At 75.0% G+C, this 5,354-nt stretch carries 7 protein-coding genes; 4 read left to right on the forward strand and 3 right to left on the reverse strand.

Features of this window, described 5'->3' with window-relative positions; translation table 11 throughout:
* Positions 1-1,366, reverse strand: a 1,366-nt coding sequence (locus tag I4I78_RS29815; RefSeq protein ID WP_218614843.1) for an MFS transporter, incomplete at its 3' end; no start/stop codon positions are given.
* A gap of 152 nt (positions 1,367-1,518) precedes the next feature.
* On the opposite strand from I4I78_RS29815, the gene I4I78_RS29820 reads away from it, so the two are divergent.
* Positions 1,519-1,920 carry a VOC family protein gene (locus tag I4I78_RS29820; RefSeq protein WP_218614844.1) on the forward strand — a complete coding sequence of 134 codons (402 nt, stop codon included), beginning with the start codon at positions 1,519-1,521 and terminating at the stop codon, positions 1,918-1,920.
* Between the two features lie 89 nt (positions 1,921-2,009).
* Here the strand turns inward: I4I78_RS29820 and I4I78_RS29825 are convergent, their stop codons facing one another.
* Both I4I78_RS29825 and I4I78_RS33610 read right to left on the reverse strand, forming a co-directional pair.
* Positions 2,010-2,684 (reverse strand): class F sortase, encoded by a 675-nt coding sequence (locus I4I78_RS29825; protein ID WP_308252440.1) that lies wholly within the window; start codon positions 2,682-2,684, stop codon positions 2,010-2,012.
* The gene (locus I4I78_RS33610) at positions 2,681-3,319 is read right to left on the reverse strand and encodes an excalibur calcium-binding domain-containing protein (protein ID WP_218614845.1); all 639 of its coding nucleotides are present in this window, start codon (positions 3,317-3,319) and stop codon (positions 2,681-2,683) included. The genes I4I78_RS29825 and I4I78_RS33610 overlap by 4 nt, the downstream gene beginning before the upstream one ends.
* Before the next feature lie 191 nt (positions 3,320-3,510).
* Between I4I78_RS33610 and I4I78_RS29835 the strand changes: the two genes are divergently transcribed.
* The 3 genes from I4I78_RS29835 to I4I78_RS29845 all read left to right on the forward strand — a co-directional run.
* On the forward strand, positions 3,511-3,918 hold the full coding sequence (locus tag I4I78_RS29835) for a TIGR03618 family F420-dependent PPOX class oxidoreductase (protein WP_218614846.1): 408 nt from the start codon (positions 3,511-3,513) through the stop codon (positions 3,916-3,918).
* 81 nt (positions 3,919-3,999) lie between these two features.
* Positions 4,000-4,791 (forward strand): MBL fold metallo-hydrolase, encoded by a 792-nt coding sequence (locus I4I78_RS29840; protein ID WP_218614849.1) that lies wholly within the window; start codon positions 4,000-4,002, stop codon positions 4,789-4,791.
* Positions 4,788-5,354: DedA family protein (locus I4I78_RS29845; RefSeq protein ID WP_218614847.1), on the forward strand; the 567-nt coding region annotated here is incomplete at its 3' end. The genes I4I78_RS29840 and I4I78_RS29845, both read left to right, overlap by 4 nt.

Genomic DNA, 5,354 nt, shown 5'->3' on the forward strand with positions numbered 1-5,354 from the left:
CGATCAGGCAGGCGAGAAGTCCCGCGCAGCCGGCGGCGACGAACGCCGTCGAGTAGGCGAAGCCCGAGGGCAGCACGGCGCCGTCGTCCAGGGTCATGACGCTGGCCGTGGTCACCGCCGTCGCCACGGCCGTGCAGGACGACGTGCCCAGCTGGCGCATCAGCGTGTTGAGGCTGTTGGCCGCCGCGGTCTCGCTCTCCGGCACCGCGCGCATGATCAGCAGCGGGATGGCCGAGTACGCCAGCGCCGCGCCGACGGCGGTGGTGGTGCTGGCCGCGATCAGCAGGCCGAGGTTCGACGGCAGCACGGCGAAGCCGAGGTTGCCGACACCCAGCAGGACCGTGCCGAGCACCAGCGTCGTCCGCGGCCCGCGCAGACGCGACAGCCTCGCCGAGACCTGGGAGAACACCACCATCGAGCCGCCCATCGGCAGCAGCACCAGTCCGGCCACGATCAGGGAGAGGCCGAACCCGTAGCCGGTGGCCACCGGCGCCTGCAGCACCTGGGTGGCGAGCACGAAGCCGGTGAACATGGCGAACCCGATCAGGACCGAGGCGAAGTTGGTCCACAGCACGGCCGGGCGGGCGGAGATCCGCAGGTCGACCAGGGGGTGACGGCTGCGCAGCTCGTAGCGCCCCCAGGCGAGACCGACCACCGCGGCCACCGCGAACAGGCCGAGGACCAGCGGCGACGCCCAGCCCCACTCGTTGCCCTTGGAGATGCCCAGCAGTACGCAGACCAGGACCGTGCTGATCCCGACGGCGCCGAGCACGTCGAACCGTCCGCCGCCGCGCAGCGACGACTCCGGGACGAGCCGGCGCACGAGCAGGATCTGCAGGACCGCGAACACGGCCGCGCCGGCGAAGAGCCAGCGCCAGCTCGCGAACTGGGCCACGACACCGGTGATCGGCAGGCCGATCGCGCCGCCGAAGCCGAGCGAGGAGCTCATCAGGCCGACGCCGCTGCCGACCCGGTCCGCCGGCAGCACGTCGCGCATCAGGCTCATCCCGAGTGCGATCACGCCGAACGCGGCGCCCTGCAGGACGCGACCGGCCAGCAGCACCACGATGTTCGGCGCGATCGCGCCCAGCAGCGAGCCCGCGCCGACCAGGCCCAGCGCGACCAGCAGCATCCGCCGCTTGCCGTACATGTCGCCGAGGCGTCCGAGTACCGGGGCGGACACCGCGCCGGCGATCAGGTTCGCGGTGATCAGCCACGAGGCCGTCGACGGGCTCACCGACATCAGCCGCGGGAACTGCGGCAGCAGCGGCACCACCATCGTCTGGACCAGTGACACCAGCAGGCCGCACGAGGCCAGCACGGTGATCGCGACGAGCGGCCTGGTCCGGGTCGTCGCGTCGGCCAACGCCGACCTCCGTCCGGGAGAAAGAACACGGGTAACACGATCAGGTGACCACGCCGGGAGAGCGGCGGCAACCGTAAAGTTCGCTTTGCTACCAATCTCACGTCCTGCGGCGATCGTCCGGGTCGCGGTGCGGGCCACTACGGTGACGTCACGTGGAGATCCTCAGCAGCCGCGCCATCCTGCGACCGGCCGATCCGGACGTCAGCCTCGCGTTCTACCGGGACACCCTGGGCCTGGCGATCGCCCGGGAGTTCCCGGGCGGGACGGTCTTCTTCCTGGGCAACGGGTTCCTCGAGGTCTCGGCCGCCCCGTCCGGGGCGCCGGACGGGCACGGCGCCCCGGACGCCGGTGGTCTGCGGCTGTGGCTGCAGGTGCGCGACCTCGGCGCGGCGCACCGCGAGCTCGTCGACGCGGGTGTGGCGGTGCTGCGCGGGCCGCGCGAGGAGCCCTGGGGCCTGCACGAGATGTGGGTGGCCGACCCGGACGGGACCCGCATCGTGTTCGTCCAGATCCCGCCCGGGCACCCGATCCGCCGCGACACCCGCGGGGACTGAGCTTCCGCGCGCGACGACCGTGGCGCTCGGCGCGTCGGGCGCTACGAGCGCCACGCTCGTCCGGCGCGTTCGGTCACGGGCAGGGGCGCTCAGGTCGTGACGAGTGCCGCGAACGCGACGATGTTGTCGTCGTAGTCGTGTGCGCCGCGGTCGAAGGACCCGCCGCAGGTGATCAGCCGCAGGCCGGCGCGCGGCAGGTCGCCGTAGACCGTGTCGGTCGGGAACCGGTCCTTCGGGTAGCGGCGCACGGCCTGCACCTCGAAGGTGGCCCGCCGTCCGTCCGCCCTGTCCACCTCGACGAGGTCGCCGGGAGCCAGTGCGCGCAGGTGCGCGAACGGCCCGAGCCGGTGGTCCCAGTCGACGTGCGCCGCCAGCACCGCCGGGCCGAGCTGGCCCGGTGCGGGGCCGCCGGTGTACCAGCCGGTCGCCGCGCCGTCCGGCGGGACGTCGAGAGCGCCCGCGGCGTCGAGCCCGAGCGGGATCATCGCGCTGTCCAGCCCGATCGCCGCCGACCGGACCCGGACCGGCTCCGCCGCCGGCAGCGGTGCGGCGACCGGTCGGACGGTCCCGGCCGGCACCGGCGCGACGGTGCCACCGACCGCGTCCGGAGGGATCGTGGCCGGGACGAGCAGCAGCACCCCGACCGCGAGCACCGCGCAGACCGCCCGCCGCAGGACGCCCGGAGCACGCCGCCCACGCCATGATCGCCGGGACCGGTCGGATCCGGCCGTCGGTGGCCGTCCCGGCCCGGTTCCGGTGATCACCGGCGGGAGGATCCGGAGCGACGGGTGTTCCAGACCGCGGTCGCCGCGCCGGTTGCGGCGAGAGCGCCGAAGCCGCCGAGGAGGAAGAGCGCCGGGTCGTCACCCTGCCCGGACGGCCCGGCGGCGACCGCACCGGCGACCGCGCTGCCGTCTCCGGCGTCGACGCTGCCGACCGGGGTGGTGCCCACCTGCCCGGTGGCGCCCGACGAGGAGCTCTCACCGGACGTGCCCTGGTCGCCGCCGCTGCCCTGGTCGCCGCCGCTGCCCTGGTCGCCGCCGCCGCCCTGGTCGACTCCGACGGCCCGGTCACCGGCGCTCTGGTCATCGCCGCTCTGGTCGTCGCTGCCCTGGTCGCCGGTGCCCTGGTCGCCCCCCGTGGTCGGGCCGCCCGAGCCGGTGTAGTCGTGCCTCTCACAGGCCTCGCCGTCGTTGTCGTCGTCGAGCCCGTCGGGGTCGCTGGTGTCGTCGCCGTAGTGCTGCTGTGCCTCCTGCTGGCTGGAGAAGTCCTTGCAGTTCTGGTCGTCCACCGCCGGTGCCGCGCTCGCGACCCCGGCCAGGGGGACGACCGCGAGGGCGGCGGTGACGAGGACGGCGGCGGAGGTCCCGGCGAGACGGGAGAGCGTGCGAGAGGCCATGAGAGTGCTCCCTGGAGTGACGAATGTGACCGACGAGGCCGGAGTGACTGCGGAAAGTTAGAACGAGGGGGTCATGATCGGCGCGGATGTCACCCGTCGGGGCATCGCCCGGGCGGGTGGAGTCGCGCAGCGTGTCCGTGGTGACGGCGTGCCCGGCGGCGGGACGGCGGCGGGCCGGAGAGGATGCGGGCATGACGGAGAGACGGTTGTCCGACGGTGTGTCGGAGCAGTGGCGTGAGTTCTGGACCGAGCGGCACCTGTGCACGCTGGTGACGTTGCGCCGGGACGGCACCCCGCACGTCGTGCCGGTCGGGGCGACCGTCGACGTCGAGCAGGAGATCGCCCGGGTGATCTGCCGCGACCTCTCGCAGAAGGCGCGCAACGTGGCCGCGGCCGGCGACGAGGGGCTGCGCGTCGCGGTGTCGCAGGTCGAGGGCCGGCGCTGGTCGACCCTCGAGGGCCGGGCCGTGGTCCGCGCCGAGCCCGAGATCGTCCGGGACGCCGAGGAGCGCTACGCCCGCCGCTACCGGGTCCCGCGGGAGAACCCGCACCGGGTCGTGCTGGAGATCGCGGTGGACCGGGTGCTCGGCCTGAGCTGAGCGAGCGCGGCCGCCCGGCGCGTCCCGGCCCGGCGGCGGAGCGGGCCCTCGGGTGATACTCCTCCCGTGGACCTGCCGCAGATGCGCTTTCTCGGTCACAGCACCGTGCGGCTGCAGATGGGCGGGCGGGTGCTGCTGACCGACCCCGTGCTGACGCCGCGGATCGGCCCGCTGCGCCGGGTCGTGCCCGGGCCGGACGCCTCCGACGTCCGCGACGTCGACCTCGTCCTGATCTCGCACCTGCACGCCGACCACCTGCACCTGCCCTCGCTGCGGATGTTGCCCCGTGACGTCCGGGTCGTCGTGCCGCGCGGGGCCGGGACCTGGCTGCGGGGCAAGGGCGTGGCGCGGGTCGAGGAGCTCGGGATCGGCGAGCGGCGCGACGTCGACGGCCTGCGCATCACCGGCGTCCCGGCCGACCACAGCGGGCACCGGTGGGGCCCGCGCCTGACCCACGGCCCGCAGTCGTCGGCGATGGGCCACCTGCTCGAGGCCGACGGGATGCGCGTCTACGTCTCCGGCGACACCGGCCTGTTCGACGGCATGGACGACGTCGCCGCGGCGGGCCCGATCGACCTGGCCGCGCTGCCGGTGTGGGGCTGGGGCCCGAACCTGGGGCCCGGGCACCTGGACCCGGCCCGCGCCGCGGACGCGGTCGCCCGGCTGCGCCCGCGGGTCGCCGTGCCGGTGCACTGGGGGACGCTCGCGCTCACCGGCCTGGCGGGCATGCCCGGCCCGGCCGGGGCGCGGATGCGGCGCCTGCTCGTCGCGCCCCCGTACGAGTTCGCCGCCGCGGTCGCGGCCGCCGGGCACCCGACCGACGTCCTGGTCGTGCCGCCGGGGGAGCCGGTCGAACCGGAGCGTGCGCGGTGACGTCGCTGGTGGGCTGGCTGGACGCCGAGCTGACGCCCGGCGCCGGGCAGACCGGCTACCTGGTCCTCGCCGGCGGGGTGCTGCTCGGGTCGATCGTGCCGATCGTGCCCACCGGCGCCGTGGTCGGCGCGGCGGCCGCGGTCGCGATGACGTCGTCGGCGCTGTCGTTGCCGCTGGTGCTGCTGATCTCCGCGGTGGCCGCGCTGGCCGGGGACCTGGTGACGTTCGCGGTCGCCCGGGCCGGCAGCGAGACGGTGGTCGGCTGGCTGACCCGCGGCCAGACGCCGGAGAAGCTGGAGCGGATGCGCGCGACGTTCGCCCGGCGCGGCTGGCTGGTCGTGATGGTCGGGCGGATCGTGCCGGCCGGACGGATCCCGGTACTCCTCGCGGCCGCGGCGATGGACCTGACCTGGCGACGGCTGGTCCCGGCCACCGCGGTCGGTGCGGTGTTCTGGGCGCTGCTCTACGGCGTGCTCGGGGTGGCCACCGGAGGGTTGTTCGACTCGCCGATGGTCGCCGCGCTGGTCGCGACGGTGCTGGTCCTCGTCGTGGCGGGCGTGTCC

This window comes from Pseudonocardia sp. KRD291, assembly GCF_019263595.1.
Lineage (GTDB): Bacteria > Actinomycetota > Actinomycetes > Mycobacteriales > Pseudonocardiaceae > Pseudonocardia.